Origin of the sequence: Microbacterium murale (genome assembly GCF_014635185.1) — a bacterium.
Classification (GTDB): Bacteria; Actinomycetota; Actinomycetes; order Actinomycetales; family Microbacteriaceae; genus Microbacterium; species Microbacterium murale.
In genome coordinates, this window is the sequence record NZ_BMCM01000001.1 from 828,159 (window position 1) to 843,893 (window position 15,735).

General features: G+C 65.9%; 16 protein-coding genes. 7 read left to right on the plus strand and 9 right to left on the minus strand.

The window, feature by feature from the left end:
* Positions 1-47: 47 nt before the first annotated feature.
* Entirely contained in the window at positions 48-674 is a 627-nt protein-coding gene (locus tag IEV67_RS03995; RefSeq protein WP_188435263.1) for a hypothetical protein, read from the minus strand.
* A 184-nt stretch (positions 675-858) separates the two neighbouring features.
* Between IEV67_RS03995 and IEV67_RS04000 the strand changes: the two genes are divergently transcribed.
* The gene (locus tag IEV67_RS04000) at positions 859-1,596 is read left to right on the plus strand and encodes an SDR family oxidoreductase (protein ID WP_188435264.1); all 738 of its coding nucleotides are present in this window, start codon (positions 859-861) and stop codon (positions 1,594-1,596) included.
* A gap of 75 nt (positions 1,597-1,671) precedes the next feature.
* On the opposite strand, the gene IEV67_RS04005 is transcribed toward IEV67_RS04000, so the two are convergent.
* From IEV67_RS04005 to IEV67_RS04015, 3 genes are all read right to left on the minus strand, one after another.
* Positions 1,672-2,598: an alpha/beta fold hydrolase gene (locus IEV67_RS04005; protein ID WP_188435265.1), complete on the minus strand. Its 927-nt coding sequence runs from the start codon at positions 2,596-2,598 to the stop codon at positions 1,672-1,674.
* A 2-nt stretch (positions 2,599-2,600) separates the two neighbouring features.
* Positions 2,601-3,344, minus strand: a complete 744-nt coding sequence (locus IEV67_RS04010; protein ID WP_188435266.1) for an alpha/beta fold hydrolase — start codon at positions 3,342-3,344, stop codon at positions 2,601-2,603.
* A gap of 62 nt (positions 3,345-3,406) precedes the next feature.
* Positions 3,407-4,357, minus strand: a complete 951-nt coding sequence (locus tag IEV67_RS04015) for an alpha/beta hydrolase (RefSeq protein ID WP_188435267.1) — start codon at positions 4,355-4,357, stop codon at positions 3,407-3,409.
* Between the two features lie 179 nt (positions 4,358-4,536).
* On the opposite strand from IEV67_RS04015, the gene IEV67_RS04020 reads away from it, so the two are divergent.
* The 4 genes from IEV67_RS04020 (at position 4,537) to IEV67_RS04035 (ending at position 7,367) form a co-directional block, all read left to right on the plus strand.
* Positions 4,537-5,319, plus strand: coding sequence for an SDR family oxidoreductase (locus IEV67_RS04020; RefSeq protein ID WP_188435268.1), 783 nt, complete (start codon positions 4,537-4,539; stop codon positions 5,317-5,319).
* Between the two features lie 78 nt (positions 5,320-5,397).
* Entirely contained in the window at positions 5,398-6,117 is a 720-nt protein-coding gene (locus tag IEV67_RS04025) for a sigma factor (RefSeq protein ID WP_188435269.1), read from the plus strand.
* Positions 6,077-6,529 (plus strand): MarR family winged helix-turn-helix transcriptional regulator, encoded by a 453-nt coding sequence (locus IEV67_RS04030; protein WP_188435270.1) that lies wholly within the window; start codon positions 6,077-6,079, stop codon positions 6,527-6,529. The genes IEV67_RS04025 and IEV67_RS04030 overlap by 41 nt, the downstream gene beginning before the upstream one ends.
* Before the next feature lie 82 nt (positions 6,530-6,611).
* Complete coding sequence (locus IEV67_RS04035) at positions 6,612-7,367, plus strand: SDR family oxidoreductase (RefSeq protein WP_188435271.1); 756 nt, start codon at positions 6,612-6,614, stop codon at positions 7,365-7,367.
* Positions 7,368-7,403: 36 nt separating this feature from the next.
* Here the strand turns inward: IEV67_RS04035 and IEV67_RS04040 are convergent, their stop codons facing one another.
* Together IEV67_RS04040 and IEV67_RS04045 are read right to left on the minus strand one after the other, a co-directional pair.
* The gene (locus IEV67_RS04040; RefSeq protein WP_188435272.1) at positions 7,404-8,486 is read right to left on the minus strand and encodes a DNA glycosylase AlkZ-like family protein; all 1,083 of its coding nucleotides are present in this window, start codon (positions 8,484-8,486) and stop codon (positions 7,404-7,406) included.
* Positions 8,483-9,880: an MFS transporter gene (locus tag IEV67_RS04045; protein ID WP_229702707.1), complete on the minus strand. Its 1,398-nt coding sequence runs from the start codon at positions 9,878-9,880 to the stop codon at positions 8,483-8,485. The genes IEV67_RS04040 and IEV67_RS04045 overlap by 4 nt, the downstream gene beginning before the upstream one ends.
* 109 nt (positions 9,881-9,989) lie before the next feature.
* Here IEV67_RS04045 and IEV67_RS04050 point away from each other — a divergent pair, with 109 nt between their 5' ends.
* Both IEV67_RS04050 and IEV67_RS04055 read left to right on the plus strand, forming a co-directional pair.
* Positions 9,990-11,774 carry a molybdopterin-dependent oxidoreductase gene (locus IEV67_RS04050; protein WP_229702709.1) on the plus strand — a complete coding sequence of 595 codons (1,785 nt, stop codon included), beginning with the start codon at positions 9,990-9,992 and terminating at the stop codon, positions 11,772-11,774.
* A gap of 7 nt (positions 11,775-11,781) precedes the next feature.
* A complete protein-coding gene (locus tag IEV67_RS04055; RefSeq protein WP_188435273.1) occupies positions 11,782-12,795 on the plus strand; it encodes a tellurite resistance/C4-dicarboxylate transporter family protein in 1,014 nt (337 codons plus the stop codon).
* A gap of 34 nt (positions 12,796-12,829) precedes the next feature.
* Here the strand turns inward: IEV67_RS04055 and IEV67_RS04060 are convergent, their stop codons facing one another.
* The 3 genes from IEV67_RS04060 to dnaB all read right to left on the minus strand — a co-directional run bounded on the left by IEV67_RS04060 (position 12,830) and on the right by dnaB (position 15,376).
* On the minus strand, positions 12,830-13,498 hold the full coding sequence (locus IEV67_RS04060) for a cation efflux transmembrane domain-containing protein (RefSeq protein WP_188435274.1): 669 nt from the start codon (positions 13,496-13,498) through the stop codon (positions 12,830-12,832).
* Entirely contained in the window at positions 13,495-13,833 is a 339-nt protein-coding gene (locus IEV67_RS04065; protein ID WP_188435275.1) for an ArsR/SmtB family transcription factor, read from the minus strand. The genes IEV67_RS04060 and IEV67_RS04065 overlap by 4 nt, the downstream gene beginning before the upstream one ends.
* Positions 13,834-14,002: 169 nt before the next feature.
* Positions 14,003-15,376: a replicative DNA helicase gene (gene dnaB / locus IEV67_RS04070; protein ID WP_373284425.1), complete on the minus strand. Its 1,374-nt coding sequence runs from the start codon at positions 15,374-15,376 to the stop codon at positions 14,003-14,005.
* Positions 15,377-15,735 lie beyond the last annotated feature (359 nt).

A 15,735-nucleotide genomic window follows, 5' to 3' on the forward strand; every position in this document is an offset into this window, starting at 1 on the left:
TCTGACCGATCAGCCCCGCGATCTGTGACAGAGTCGCCGAAGTCTCCTCAATCGCGCACTGCTCCGCCTCCTGCCGACGACCTGTCGAGGTTCGCCGCGCGAATCCGGCGACGTTCATATGACAGCGTCGCTGCGAGCAGCAGGATCCCGAACACCACCCCCGTGATCTGCGCGGGCAATGATGCCGTGTCGAATCCGATGATCAGCACGAGAGCCGCAAGCGCGCCGCCGAGCACCGCATTCACCGCGCCGATCATGCTGGCCATGGTGAACAGGAACGATGAGCGGGCGTAGCGCACCCCCAGCTCGCCGGTGCGCGGGTCATCGAGCGCGATCAGTGCAGCACCGGCAGGATGCAGGCCGGCGAAGTGCTCACGGATCCGCTCCATGCGCTGGCGCACGGTGATGTTCTCGACGCTGTTGTCGACCAGTCGCACCACGGTGAACCATCCGAGCATGAAGATCGTCGGGAACACAGTGAAGGTGAGGGCGCCGAGCAGATCGGGCGCGTCGCCGGCGAACCCGATCGCCACGAGCCCGCCCGAAAGAGTGGACAGGTAGATCGTGGACCGGGTTCCCGATTCGCTGATCGTCGAGCTCGCAATCGACTGCAGTACGAACTGTTCCGTTCCCAGCGCGTTGTTCAGCGCCGCGGAGTCGGATGCTGTTTCCATCTCTGTCTCCTTGAATCGTCGTTGATATGGAAGACCGATCCGACGGTCGAATTGTGACGGGCGAACGCAGCCACGGATGCGGCAGCGCTCGAACCATGTCACAGGATCGGCGCCCTCCCGGTCAGAGATCGTGGCGTCATGGCGGCATCCGTCGATCGCGGCGCCATCGATCAAAAGGAGTCGAATGAACAGCAGCCTCAAGGACCAGGTCGTACTCGTCACCGGCGCATCGTCGGGTATCGGCCGGGCGACCGCGCTCGCCCTCTCCCGCGCCGGCGCGAAAGTCGTCGCCGCGGGGCGCCGACTCGAGCAGTTGAACGCACTCGTCGAGGAAGCATCGGGAGAGATGATCGCCGTCGAGCTCGATGTGACGCGTGCGGAGGCCGTGAACCTGGCGGTCGCTGAGGCGGTCACACATTTCGGACGGCTCGACGCGCTCGTCAACAATGCGGGTGTGATGCTGGCGGGCATGATCCTCGACGCCGACACCGAGCAATGGGTGCGGATGGTCGAGACGAACCTGCTGGGATCGATGTTCGCCATCCATGCCGCACTGCCGCACCTCATCGAGAGCCGCGGAGCGATCGTGCAGGTCTCGTCGACCTCCGGACGCATCGCGTCGGCCGGCAGCGGGGCCTACGCGGCGACGAAGTTCGGGATCTCGGCGTTCGCCGAGTCGCTGCGGCAGGAGGTGACGACGTTGGGCGTTCGTGTCATCGTCGTCGAGCCGGGCTTCGTCGACACGGAGCTCACCACGCATATCACCGACCCGGTGATGCGGGAGGCAGCGGCGAGCATCGGCGACTCGATGCGCACGCTCCAGCCGCAGGACATCGCCGAGGTGGTCGTCTTCGCTCTCGACCAGCCAGAGCATGTCGCGGTGAACGAGATCCTCGTGCGCCCGACCGATCAGGTGCGCTGAGCGGAGCGCGCTCGGGCGGACGCCACCCCGGCAGACGTGTGACGCGCCGTCGGATCGCGACGGCGCGTCACACGGTCAGGGGGTGCCGCTGCCGTCTCCTGGCGGCCCAGCGACATCGAGCACAGCATCCGCGAACTCGAGCGGCGCCTCCGCCGGCAGGTGATGGCCGGCATGCGCGATCTGGCGATGTTCCCGTGCACCGGTGAACAGGTGCGCGTGCTGCGAGCCGTCCGTCGCGGGGAAGTTGCCGTCCGCTGTTCCGTCCAGGGTGATGGTCGGAACACTGATGGCGGGTGCCGCTGCGAGGCGCTGCTCGAGGGCGTCGTAGAGTGATGCACCCGATTCGAGCCCCAGCCGGTGACGGTACGAGTGGATGACGACGTCGACGTAGTCTGGGTTGGCGAATGCCGCCGCAGCCCTGTCGACATCGAGATCCGTGAACCGCCATTCCGGTGAGTTCCGGCGCCAGATCACGTCGGCGATCTCGCGCCGATTCTCTTCCAGTCCTTGTCGACCACGTTCGGTGGAGAAGTACCAGAAGTACCAGGAGCCCGCTTCGAGGTCGGGACGGATCGGATGCTGCGAGCCGGCGATGTCCTGAATGAGATAGCCGTTCACCGACACCAGCCCCGAGATCCGCTCCGGCCAGAGTGCCGCGACGACGCACGCCGCCCTGCCACCCCAGTCGTAGCCGGCCAGGGTGGGCTCGTTCAACTCGAGCGCGTCGAGAAGAGCGAGCAGATCGGCGCCGAGCGCGGCCTGCTGGCCGGATCGCGGAGTGCGAGCGTCCAAGAACCGGGTCGGCCCGTGACCACGCAGGTAGGGCACGATGACCCGGTAGCCCGCGTCGGCGAGCAGCGGAGTGACCTCTGCGTAGCTGTGGACGTCGTACGGGAATCCGTGCAGCAGCACGACCGGGTCCCCGCCTGGGTCTCCGACGTCGTGGTACGCGACCGACAGCTCGCCGGCGTCGATGCGACGGATCGGCGGGAACGACGACATGGCTACGCGGCGCTCGATGAGAGACCGGCGACGTAGGCCTTGCCCGCCTCGGCGATCACCTCGGCGACGACGTCGGGGTTCGAGACCGGAACCGCATGCGAGGCCCCCGCGATCTCCCGGGTTCCCTGCGACCCCGCACGCACGGCTCCATCGCGGAGCACAGCCGGCGGAATGTTGAGGTCCTGGTCGCCGAACACGTGCCACGACGGAATGCTCTTCCACGCCGGCCGCTGCGTCGACAGCCCGTCCGAGAGCGCGGCCTCGGTGACAGGACGCTGGGTCGCGCCCATGAGCGCAGCGACATCCTCTGCGACGTCGGCGGCGAACTGGTGGTGGAAGACGTCCTGACGGATCGCGAACTCGTTGCCCCCGGTGGCGACCGGATAGGCGACGAGCGCTTCCCCCAGCGTGCTTCCCGGTGCGCTGTTCGAGAGCTCGAAGGCGCTCTGTCCGGTTTCAGGGGCGAATGCGGAGACGAACACGAGTGCGACGACGTCCGCGTTGTCGGCTGCCGCCTCTGTGATGACGAGGCCTCCGTAGGAGTGCCCCACCAGCACGACGGGGCCTTCGATCGAGGCGATGACGTCACGCACGTAGGCGGCGTCACCGGCGAGGCTGCGCAGCGGATTGGCGACGGCGACGGCGGTCACTCCGTGCGTCTGCAGTCGCTGGATGACGCCGTTCCACGATGCAGACTCGGCGAACGCGCCGTGGACGAGGACGATGGTGGGCTTCTGGTCGGTCATGATCTTCTTCTCTCTGGTTGATGTTGCGGGTATTGCGGGGTGGTGTTCGTTCGTTGTGGGAGTCAGGCGTTCGCGAACGCCTTGCGGAGAATGTGGACGGCCTGCTCGATCGCGGCGGTGCTGGCAGCGGATCCGCGGAGGGGGTTGAGCATCATGAAGTCGTGGATCGTCGCGTCGTAGCGCGCGAGCGTGGTGCGGACTCCCGCCTGGATGAGCTTGCGGCCGTACGCCTCGCCTTCGTCGCGGAGGACGTCGTTCTCGTCGACGATGAGGAACGTCTCCGGCAGGCCCTTGAGCTCGTCGACGGGTGCGCGCAACGGTGACGCCGTGACATCCTTGCGGGTGTGCTCGTCGGGAAGATAGCTGTCCCAGAACCACGCCATCGCGTCGGCGCGGAGGTGGAACCCCTCGGCGAACTCCCGATAGCTCTCGGTGTTCTGACCGGCATCCGTCACGGGGTAGTACAGCGACTGATGGATGAAGGCGACGTCACCGCGCCGCTTCGCGAGGATCGCGACGACCGCGGCCATGTTCCCGCCGACCGAGTCGCCGGCGATGGCGAGCTTCGAGGCGTCCAGCCCCTTCGCCTCGCCCTCGTTCGTGATCCAGCGGGCGGTCGCGTAAACCTGTTCGATGGCGACCGGATGCTGCGCCTCTGGTGACCGGTCGTACTCGACGAACACAACCGCTGCGTCCGCTCCCGTTGCGAGATCGCGCACGAGCCGGTCATGTGTGCCGGCATCGCCGAGCACCCAGCCGCCGCCGTGCACGTAGAGGACCACCGGCAGGGGCCGATCCGCTCCGACCGGCTTGACGATGCGCACCTGCACGTCGCCGACGTCGGCGGCGACGGTGATCCACTCGTCGACGACGTCGGGCTTGTCGATCGGTCCTGCCTGGACGTCATCCAACAGCTTTCGCGCGCCCTCGACGCCGAGGTCTGTGAGAAACGGAGGCGTGGATGCTGCATCGGCGAACGCCTGAGCGTCCGGCTCGAGAATGTGGTCGGTCATTTCTGATCCTTTCGTGTGATGGATGGGGTTGCCAGAAGAGACCGGGCGACTTCGACGTCTGTGACGAGATCTGCCGTGTGGATTCCGATGCTCGGGAATTGTCACAACCGCGGAGGCTGACCGGTCAATGGAGTACGGACGGGCGTCCGTGGCGAATCGACATACAAAGGAGCAGCGACATGAGAATCACGGTTATCGGTGGAACAGGTCTGATCGGCACAAGACTCGTTCGAACCCTGCAGTCGACCGGTCATGAGATCTTCGTCGCGTCGCGTGCGACCGGTGTGAACTCCTACACCGGCGAGGGGCTGGACGATGCGTTGGCCGGCGCCGAGGTCGTCGTCGATGTCTCCAACTCCTCGTACACCGACGAGGAGGCTGCCCGCGAGTTCTTCTACACCTCCACGATGAATCTGCTCAGCTACGGCGAAGCCGCCGGTGTGCGCCATCACGTCGCGCTCTCAGTCGTCGGCACCGATCGTCTGGCTCGTGCTGAAGGCGGATACTTCATCGCCAAAGAGCAGCAGGAGCGTCTCATCTCGGCATCACAGCGACCGTTCTCACTCGTGCACGCGACCCAGTTCTTCGAGTTCATCCGCAACATCACGGATCACGCCGTGCGCAGTGGTGTCGTGCGCGTCGCGGACGTGCTCATCCAACCGATGGCGGCCGATGATGTCGCGAATGCCGTCGCTCAGACCGCACTCGGCGAGCCGCTCTACGGCACCGTCGAGTTCGGCGGACCTGAGGTCTTCACGCTCGACGAGTTGGCAGTGCTGGATCTGCGCTACCGCCACGACGAACGCGAGGTCGTTCCCGACCCGCTGGGCACGTACTTCGGAGCACGACTGACACACCGCGACCTGCTGCCGGAGGCCACAGCCACGATCGCGCCTACGCGGTATCACGACTGGCGGGTCCAGAAGCCCGTCAGTGAGCGATCTTCAGCTATTCCTAGATAAAAGCTTTCTTTTTAAAAGATCACGCGCTAATCTGTCGCTCGGTTGCGACGCACGCAACCTTCCCGACTGGAGCGGCTCATGACCCCGTATCCGCAGTACGTCTACTCTTCCGACGACGAGGCGCTGGACGTGTTCCTGCGACATCGACCGCGGCTGTTCGGCATCGCCTACCGGGTGCTGGGAAGCGCTTTTGAGGCTGAGGATGTCGTGCAGGAGACGTGGATCCGATGGCACTTGTGCGATCAGTCGGAGGTACGAGATCCGGGCGCATTCTTGGCGACCACGACCACTCGCCTGGCGATCAACGTACTCGGCAGCGCGCACTCCCGCCACGAGACGTACATCGGCCCCTGGCTGCCGACCCCCGTCGACACGTCAGACGATCCGACACTCGGAGCCGAACGGGCCGAAGCCCTGGAGTTCGCGACACTGCTCCTGATGGAGCGCCTTACTCCTACTGAGCGAGCGGCCTATGTGCTGCGGGAGGCGTTCGCGTACCCGTATCCACGGATCGCAGAGATCATCCGCACGACAGAGGTCGCGGCTCGGCAACTCGTCAGCCGCGCACGCAGACACCTGTCGGCTGATGCTCCGCATGTCGCTGATCGAGAAGCGCAGAAGAATCTCTTTCGCGCGTTCCTCGACGCGGCCCGGGGAGGCGACGCCACTGCGCTCGAACGACTTCTGTCCGAGGACGCTTGCTTCCCTCGCACCCGATTGAATAGCTCTCTACGGTCTGGCCTGCTAGGTTCGAGCCGTGGCAAAGTCAGTCAAACCGCCCGTCGTGGCACTCGATGACATGGTGTGCTTCAACGTGCACTCTGCTTTCCGTGCAGTGGCATCCGTATACCGACCACTGCTCGAGCCCCTCGGAGTGTCCTACCCGCAGTACCTCGTGCTCGCCGTCCTCTGGGAGAACGACGACCTCCCGGTCGGCAAACTCGTCTCGCGGCTGCAGTCCGACTACGGCACGATCACTCCGCTGCTCAAGCGCATGGAGAAGCAGGGACTGATCGTCCGTGCACGCAACCTCCAGGATGAGAGATCCGTCCTCGTCAGCCTCACTCCGGATGGCGACGCTCTCCGGGTGCACGGCCCACGGATCTATCAGGCCGTCACCGAGACCTTCGGCTTCACGCCCGAGCGCGCAGCAGCTGCTCTCGAGGTATTGCGCTCGATCACGAACAGCGTCTCGCACAACAGCAGATGACACCGCCCTGTCACACCTGACGACGCCCTCCTGTCTTAGCTGGTGGATGCCACACGGCACCCTCCAATCGGAAAGGCATGAAATGGCAAAGATCGTCGTCATCGGAGGCACCGGCCTCATCGGCTCGAAGGTCGTCGCGAAGTTGACCGAGCACGGCCATGAAGCAGTGGCCGCTTCGCCCAACACGGGAGTCAACTCCCTCACCGGCGAGGGCCTCGCCGAAGTACTCACCGGCGCGAGCACCGTCGTGGATGTGTCGAATTCGCCGTCGTTCGCACCGGACGATGTGCTCGAGTTCTTCACCACCTCGACCCGCAACCTGCTCGAGGCCGAGGCCGAGGCAGGCGTCACCCACCACGTCGCTCTCACGATCGTCGGCACGACCCGGCCGCAGAACATCCCGTACTTCGCCGCGAAGGTCGCGCAGGAGAAGCTCATCCGCGAGTCCGGCATCGCGTACTCACTGGTGCACGCCACGCAGTTCTTCGAGTTCGTCGGCAGCATCGCCGACATCTCGACCGACGGCGACATCGTTCGCCTGCCCGGCGCGCTCATCCAACCCATCGCGGCTGAGGATGTCGCCACCGCCGTGGCACGCGCGGCAGCCGGCACGCCGCTCGGCGACGTCGAGATCGCCGGCCCGGAAGCATTCGGAATGGACGAGTTCGCCCGCCGCGGACTGACCTTCCGCGGCGACCCCCGCACGGTCATCCGTGACGACGATGCGCCGTACTACGGCGCCAAGATCGAGGAGCGCACTCTCATCCCCGTCGACGGGGCGCAGATCTTCGAGACCACGCTGGAGGAGTGGCTGCCGCTCAACCCGCCGCGTAAGTAGTGAACCGTCCGGTGGGCGCGCTGGTGCATCCCGCGCTCACCAGGGGTCTTCCACTCCGACTCCGAGCCACCCGGCCAGATCAGTGAGTTCGGCGCGCACCATATCCTTCTCTTCTGGCTCGAACGGTGTGAGTTCGTGGACGGTGTTGATGCGCAGCATCCCGCGTTCGTGATCGACTTCGGCGTCGAGCAGTCCTGCGAATCGATCCCCCAACAGGATCGGATGCGCGAAGTAGCCGTACCTGCGCTGAGGCTTGGGCTTGAACTGCTCGAGCACGTACGTGAAGTCGAACAGCTCGGTCAGTCGCCCGCGGTCGAACAGGAAGCCATCGTACGGGTTGAGGAACGCGACTCGTCCGCCCGGGTCGTCGTCGAGAGTCGCGAGCGCGACCGGATCCACACGGAACTTCCACCGGCTGCCCTCCACCGCTGCGGGTTCACCGGTCTCCTTGCCGACGCCGTTCCAATGCCAGTGCGGCTTCGCGATGCCGGCCGCCTGCAGTTGACGTTCTTCGAGCAGTCGTGCGGCCTCGTCGTCGTCGTACTCGGGAAGGTCCTTCGGGTACACCCGCTCGGCCAGATCCCACACTCGCTGGCGGCCCTCGCGTCGCGCGATGGCGACTTCCCCCTGCCGCATCAAGAACTCCAGCATGTGGATCGCCTGGTTCGGGCCGTACCAGCCGTCGGGTGCACGGCGCACCTGCGCGGTATCGGGGATGTCGCTCGCCAACAGCGGACCCTCCGCGCGCAGGCGCGCCAGCACCTCACCGCGGAACCTGTCATTCGCCGCGAGCCATTCCCTGGTGCTCTCGCGGGTCGGCCACCGCCGCATCGCCGGCATCATCAGCGGCAGCAGGCTCATCGGCCGGAACGTGCCATCGAATTCGAACAGCATCCGATCGTCTTCGACCGCCTTGGGCAGCTGGCCCGTCTCGTATCCCCAGCCGATGCGCGACCACAGGATGGTGTGCTCACACGGTGCGATCGTCGCGGTCGGGTCGATCTTGATCGCACCGAGACGCTCGGCGACCTCGACGACGTCGCCGGGACGGTCGGCGTCGAGTGCCTGCGCGCGCACCACGATGCGCCGCGCCTGCTCTCGCGTCAGCTGATGCGTCACGTGTTCCAGGGTAGCCACGGGCGCGGCGCGACCGCGATGAAGACGACGCTCAGCGCGAGCAACGGGAGAACGCACAACGCGATGATCGAGTAGCCGCGTTCATCGGGGAAGACCGCCCCGGTAGAGGTGGCGATCGCGAGCATGACGCCGGCGAGCGCGCTGCCGATGCTGAATCCGACGCTGCGGATGACCTGGTTGATCGACAACACGCTAGAGGTCTCCTTCTGCGGCACATCGTCCAGCAGAAGCCTCGGCATGATCGCGGAGACCCCGCCGACGCCGAAACCGAGCACCGCCATCGACAGCAGGGTCACGATGAGCGAACCAGGACTCATCGCGAACACCCCCGCCGCAAGAGCGACGAAAGCGGCGTGGATCACGAATGCCCACCGCGCAGACACCCGGGCGGTCAACCAAGGCGTCAGCCGCCCGGCGAAGAAGCCGAGCACGGAGAACGGGATGAGTGCCGCGCCCGCGAGCACACCTGACAGGCCCAGCCCGTATCCGGCATCGGGCGGCGTCTGCACATAGCGAGTGAGCGCCGAGAACAGCAGGTACATGCCCGCACCTGAAGTGAGCATCGCCGCGTTCGCGCGCAGGACCGCACCTCGAGCGAACAGCGTGAGGTCGATCAGCGGCCCGGTGGTTCGACGTTCCACCGCGACCCACCCGGCGAGCGTGAGCATCGCGACGAGGAGGACGGATGCGCCGATCCATGGCACGTCCCAGACGGAACGCTGCGCGATCACGAGGAGGATGCCGAGGGTGCCGATCCCGAGCAGCACCGCGCCGGGGATGTCCACTCTGGTGCGCGGCCCCGGCGCGTCTTCTGGGATGCTGCGCCACGCGACGATGACGGCAGCGAGCGAGAGCACGAAGCCGACCCAGTATGCGGTGCGCAGCCCGGCGAGCTGATCGATGAGAGCCATGACCGGATACGCGACGCCGATTCCGATGGTGGAGGCGACGGAGACCGTGGCTATCGTGGTCTGCGCCCGCTCGGCGTGCAGGTGCTCTCGAGCCACGCTCATCAGCAGGGCGACGACGCCGAGTCCGAGTCCCTGCAGCGCGCGACCGATCAGCAGTACCGCGAACGGCAGCGGAATCGCAGTGAGCAGCCCGCCCACGGCGACCAGGCCGAGGGTGATGAGGATCGTGGCGCGCCGTTGCGGGCCGGAGCCGAGCCGTCCGAGCACCGGCGCAGCGATAGCGCCGGCGAACAGGGTGATGGTCAACGTCCACTGAGCGCCGTCCAACGGCACATCGAGATCGAGCGCGACGGCGGTGATCAGCGGGGCACCGACGCCTCCGATCACCGCCCCGAGGAACGCGACGGTCACGACAGCGGGGCCCAGGCCGCGGTTCGGCCGGTTCGATCTCAGCTGATGCGTCACGACTTCCACGATATCCAGCCGTGCTCCCCGCCCATCTGCGTTAGTGTCTCGGCTAGACGAAGCTGCTCTGCTCCGGGCGGGTGGGGCTTCTGAGCGAGGGGACGATCTGATGACCCGTATGGTTCCGCGACGGAGTCCGGAAGCTCAACGAGCCGAGCAGCTGTCCGAGCTGCCGCCGTCACTGCGCGATCGCCTCGATCAGGGCCGACACGACCATGTCGGCGAGCACTGGGCAGGTGGCCTTCCCGCACAGTACGGCGTGGCGCCGAAGCTGCGCATCGGACGCGAACGATGGTTCAACGTCCTCTGGCTGTTCCCCGCGGTGATCGTGCTCGGCGGGCTGGGCGTCCTCGTCGCACGCGGGCTCGTCACGATGCCGGCCGTGCAGGACTTCATGCGCACGTTCCCTGGCGCGAGCGATGTGCCGGAGGGCACCCCGGAAGGGTTTCCGGCATGGATGCGGTGGCAGCACCTCCTGAACATCCTCTTCATGATCTTCATCATCCGCGCAGGGCTCAGCATCCTCGCCGATCATCCGCGCCTCTACTGGTCGCGGCACTCGGTACCGGGGCGCGAGTGGCTCCGCTTCCAGAAGCCCGTCCCCGACGACCCGACCTACACGGCCAAGGCCGATTCCCTCACGCTGCCGGACCAGATCGGTCTACCAGGGCGTCGCCACTCGATCGGTCTCGCGCGATGGTGGCATCTCGGGGTCGACATGCTGTGGCTGCTCAACGGCGTCATCTTCGTCGCACTGCTGTTCGCAACCGGGCACTGGGCTCGCATCGTGCCCACGAGCTGGGACATCATCCCGAACGCCGTCAGCACGGCCCTGCAGTATCTCTCCCTCGACTGGCCGACCGACACGAGTTGGACGAACTACAACGCGCTGCAGCTGATCTCGTACTTCATCACGGTCTTCGTCGCCGCGCCGCTGGCGATGCTGACCGGACTGGGGATGTCGCCTGCGCTCTCGACGCGGTTCCGGCGGATCAGTCGCGTGTTCAGCATCCAGTTCGCCCGCTCGCTGCACTTCCTGGTGCTGTGCTGGTATCTGTTCTTCGTGGTGGTGCACGTGACGCTGGTCTTCGCGACCGGGGCGTTGCGCAACCTGAATCACATGTACGCCGGCGACGACACGTCCTCCTGGGTCGGATTCGGACTCTTCGCCGCGTCGGCCGCCGTGCTCGTGGTGATCTGGGTCGCAGCGACGCCGTTCACCTACCGGCATCCGCGCGCGGTGCGCCGCTTCGGGATGGCACTGATCGGACCGGTGCAGCGACTGTTCGAACACGTCGACGGCCGCCCGGGCGAGTACACCGAGAAGGACATCTCGACCTACTTCTGGGCCAACGGTCGCGTTCCGGACAGTGCGGAGTACAAGCTGCTGCAGGATGGCGGTTTCGCCGACTACCGCCTGCAGATCTCGGGCTTGGTCGATCGACCGGCGTCGTTGTCGCTCGCCGATCTTCGTGCGCTGCCGTCGCACGAGCAGATCACCCAGCATTTCTGCATTCAGGGCTGGTCGGGTGTCGCCAAATGGGGCGGTGTGTCGATGTCGTCGATCCTCGACCTCGTCGGGCCGAAGCCCGAGGCGCGGTGGGTGGTGTTCTACTCCTTCGCCGAAGGCTCCGACGGCGGCCTCTACTACGACGTGCAGGAGCTCGCGCAGATGCGGTACGAACTCACCATGCTCGCGGTCGACATGAACGATGAGCCGTTGTCATTCTCGCATGGTGCCCCCGTGCGGTTGCGCAACGAGGTACAGCTCGGCTTCAAGATGGTCAAGTGGATCCAGGGCATCGAGTTCGTCGACCGCTTCGACGATGTCGGTGGAGGTTCGGGCGGGTACAACAACGACCATGAGTTCTTCGGCTATCGCCAATCGATCTGATTCACCGATGCGAACCCGTCTGATCGCCGTCGTCGACGCGCTGCCGCCGAACGCCTTCGCCGCGGTGATGGCGACCGGCATCCTCGGCGTCGCCCTCACGCACATCGTCTCCGCGCCGGCCGGCATGGCACTGTTCGTCATCGCCGAAGTGATCCTGCTCGCGTTGCTGACCGCCACCATCATTCGGGCGTTCCGCGATCGTCGCGGAGTCATCGCCGATACGCGTGAAGTCGGACGTGCCCTGGGTTGGTGGACGTTCCCGACGGCTGTCGCCGTGAGCGCCGCGCTTGCCGACGCCCTCGGGATCGTGGGCGTGCTCTGGCCGGCGCTGATCGTCGCCGCGCTGTCGTGGCTCGTCCTCAGCTACGTCGTCCTGCCGACCGTGCTCAGCCGGCACACCGGCTCGCCCCTTGCCGACGCGGTGGACGGGAGCTGGCTGCTGCTCGTCGTCTCCACGCAGGCACTCGCGATCGTCTGCGGTCTTGCCGGCGCCGCGGTCCCGGCGATCGTGCTGTGGGGAACCGGGATCGTGCTGTACTTCCTGCTCGCCTCCGCGCTGCTCTCGCGACTGCTGCGCAACTCGGTGGGCGGCCATGCCGCACCCACCGTCTGGATCGTCATGGGAGCCACCGCCGTGTCTGCTCTCGCCGCGACCCGCATCGCGAACCTCGAAACACTGCATCCACTCGTCCCGTTCCTGGACGGCGCGGCCGTGATGCTCTGGGGGTTCGGCACTCTCAGCATCCCGTACCTGATCCTGCTCGGCGTGCGCCGCTATTTCATCTACCGCGAACCTGTCCGATTCGAGTACGGGCTCTGGTCGGTGGTCTTCCCGCTGGGCATGTACGCGACCGCCACGCATGCGCTGGCGTCGGTCGTGCATGCGGACGTTCTCGACGTCGTGGCGATGATCGCCCTCGTCGCGACCGCGACGGCCTGGATCGGCGTGGTCATACTCGCGATCATCGCGTTCGTCTCGATCGGATCGGGTTCCCCGGGGGGCACCCGAGCGCAGCGTTGACGACGCAGCATCCGACGGGGGCGAATACTCACGCTCAGTGCTCGTGGGCCTCGTCGCCGTCTTCCTCGAGGAGCATCCCGACCGATGTCGCGCACGCGTCGCCACGCCAGGCTTCGAGGCCCTCGCGCACCGCGAAGACGGCGATGATGAGGCCCGCGATCGCATCCGCCCACCACCAGCCGAAGAGGCTGTTGAGCACGAGCCCGACGAGCACGGCGGCGGAGAGGTACGTGCAGAGAAGGGTCTGCTTGGAGTCGGCTATGGCTGTGGCAGATCCAAGCTCTCGTCCTGCACGACGCTCGGCGAATGAGAGGAACGGCATGATGACGACGCTGAGCGCGGTGATCGCGATTCCGACGGACGAGTGCTCGACCTCGACGCTCACAACGAGCACGAGGATCGAGCTCACACTCACGTAGGCCGCCAGAGCGAAGAATGCGGCGGCGATGACCCTGAGCGTGCCTCGTTCCCAACGCTCGGGGTCACGGCGAGTGAATTGCCAGGCCACTGCGGCCGCCGAGAGCACTTCGATCGTCGAGTCCAACCCGAACCCGATGAGGGCAGCCGAGGAAGCGAGCGTTCCAGCCGTGATGGCGACGATTGCTTCGATGACGTTGTAGACGATCGTCGCGGTGACGATCCAGCGGATGCGCCGCTGCAGAACGTGTCTGCGGGCACTGGCGGCGACGTTCGAGGCAGTCATGCGCACGTGCAGTCCTCACCGGCGCAGCATCCGGGTTCGACGTGGAGAACGACGCGCAGGAGCTCATCCAGCGCGGGAGCCAGGTGGGAGTCCGCGAGCCGATACGACGTGCGTCGCCCTTCCGGAACGGCCTCGACCAGACCGCATCCGCGCAGGCAGGCGAGCTGGTTGGACATCACCTGACGTGAGACGCCCAGCGCGTCGGCGAGTTCGGACGGATACGCCGCTGCCTCCCGCAGAGCGAGAAGCACACTGGTGCGGGTCCGATCGGACAAGGCGTGACCGAGCCGCGCGAGCGCGGCGGTGTGCGTCACCGTGGCCGTCATCGTCATCATGCGGTCGACGATACAGCGTTTTCTGAACAATTGTCACCGACATGTGTGCGGGGTGTGACATCGCTGAGCGGGGTGATGTCGACGATGATCTTCCGCACAGCGACAACGCTGATTGGCGAAGACACCTGGCCTTGACCCTCAGCGGCATCTGAAGCACGAGGCGCGCTTCCTAGTTGAAGTCCCCACCGGTCGCCATGTCCGCGAACCGCGAGTAGTGGCCCTGGAACGCGAGGTTGATCGTCGCGGTCGGGCCGTTACGGTGCTTGGCTACGATGAGGTCGGCCTCGCCCGGACGCACGTCCTTGTCGTAGACGGAGTCGCGGTGCAGCAGTATCACCATGTCGGCATCCTGCTCGATCGAGCCCGACTCTCGCAGGTCGCTGATCTGCGGCTTCTTGTCCTGACGTGCCTCTGAACCACGGTTCAGCTGCGACAGCGCGATGACCGGAACCTGGAGCTCCTTCGCGATGAGCTTGAGGCTTCGGGAGAACTCCGAGACCTCCTGCTGACGCGACTCGACACGCTTACCGCTCGTCATCAGCTGCAGATAGTCGATCACGACCATGCGCAGGCCCTCGCGCTGCTTCAGACGGCGGCACTTGGCGCGGATCTCGACCAGCGTCATGTTGGGGCTGTCGTCGATGAAGAGGGGGGCGTCATTGATGCGGCCGCGGGTCGCGGCGACCGTGGTCCAGTCGCGCGGGTCGAGCGTTCCCTTGCGCATGTGCTGCAGCGGAATCGCGCCCTCTGCGCTGAGGAGACGCATCGCGATCTCGCTCCGGCCCATCTCGAGGGAGAAGAAGACGGTCGGCTGGTTGTGCCCGATCGCAGCTGCCCGCGCGATGTCCAGCGCGAGCGTCGACTTGCCGACGGCGGGCCTCGCCGCCACGACGATCATCTGTCCGCCGTGCAAGCCGTTCGTGAGTTCGTCAAGCTCTTTGAAGCCGGTGGGCACACCCGTCATCGAACCGTCGCGGCCGCTGGCCGCCTCGATCTCTTCCATCGCGGCATCCACCGCGACCGTCAGGGGCACATAGTCCTCAGTGGTCTGGGTGCCGGTGACGGCGTAGATCTCAGCCTGAGCGTTGTTGACGAGATCGGTCGCGTCGCCCTGGCCGTCATACCCGATCTGCACGATGCGCGTGCCTGCGTCGACCAGGCGGCGCAGGATCGAACGCTCGGCGACGATGCCGGCGTAATACCCCGCGTTCGCGGCGGTCGGGACGATCGAGGTCAGCGTGTGCAGGTAGTCGGCGCCGCCGGCGCGGCCCAGCTCGCCGGTCTTGATCAGCTCATCGGTGACGGCGACCACGTCGGTGGGCTCGCCGTGCGAGTACAGCGAGAGGATCGCCTCGAAGATGAGCTCGTGCTTGGGGATGTAGAAGTCGGCGCCCTTGAGGGTCTCGATCACATCGGCGACAGCATCCTTCGAAAGGAGCATTCCGCCCAGAGCACTCTGCTCGGCGAGCAGGTCGTGCGGCGGCACGCGCTCTGGCTTGCGCTGGCCCCCGAGGCGCTCCTCCGAGATGTCGGCAATCGACACTGTGCTCCCTTCGATGCGCTTGCTGCTGGTGCGGCGCGGGATGTGTGATCTCCGGTTGCCGTACGACGGCGGGTGTTTCCGCGGTTGCACAGAGCGAACCACGTACCTCCGACATCTCGTCGCTCGTCCACGCTAGAAGGGCGCCTCAGCACCCGCAACACAGCCTGTGGATAACTATGTGGAGAATGTGCGGAGAACCTCGGAGTGTCTGTGCACAACGGATGTGGATAACCCTGTGACACATCCCGATATCCAAGTTTTTAATGGTCGTTGAACAGGGATTCCGCTATTCCCCAGCCTGTGGATGACAATCTGTTTAAACACTCGATTGAAGGTTGGGCCCGCAACCGCGGGGTGTG